Below are 564 nucleotides of genomic sequence, written 5' to 3' on the forward strand. Positions count from 1 at the left end.
GGCTTCGGCTTCGTCCTTGAAGGTGGTGATGCTCACCACCGGGCCAAAGATTTCTTCCTGGAACACACGCATCTTGTTGGTGCCCTTGAGCAGCGTCGGCTGGATGTAATACCCGCTCGCCAGGTTGCCCTCGAGTTTTTCCACCTTGCCGCCAGTCAACAGTTCGGCCCCTTCGCCCTTGGCAATTTCCAGGTACGAAAGGATCTTGTCGAATTGCTGCTCGGACGCCTGGGCGCCGACCATGGTGTCGGTGTCCAGCGGATCGCCGCGTTTGATTTGCAGGACTTTCTTCATCACCACTTGCATGAATTCGTCGTAGATCGACTCCTGCACCAGCGCGCGGGACGGGCAGGTGCAGACTTCGCCCTGGTTGAAGAACGCCAGCACCAGGCCTTCGGCGGCTTTCTCGATGAAGGACGGTTCGGCCTTCATGATGTCTTCGAAGAAGATGTTCGGCGACTTGCCACCCAGCTCCACGGTGGATGGAATGATGTTTTCCGCCGCGCATTTCATGATGTGCGAGCCAACCGGGGTCGAGCCGGTGAAGGCGATCTTGGCGATGCG

1 protein-coding gene is annotated in these 564 nt (G+C 58.5%); it reads right to left on the reverse strand.

The features are described 5' to 3' along the window. Nucleotides 1-564 (reverse strand): aldehyde dehydrogenase family protein (locus AC07YV_RS29880; RefSeq protein WP_494990409.1); only part of this gene is annotated, 564 nt, incomplete at both ends.

The sequence above is a fragment of the Pseudomonas sp. GW456-E7 genome (assembly GCF_059424105.1).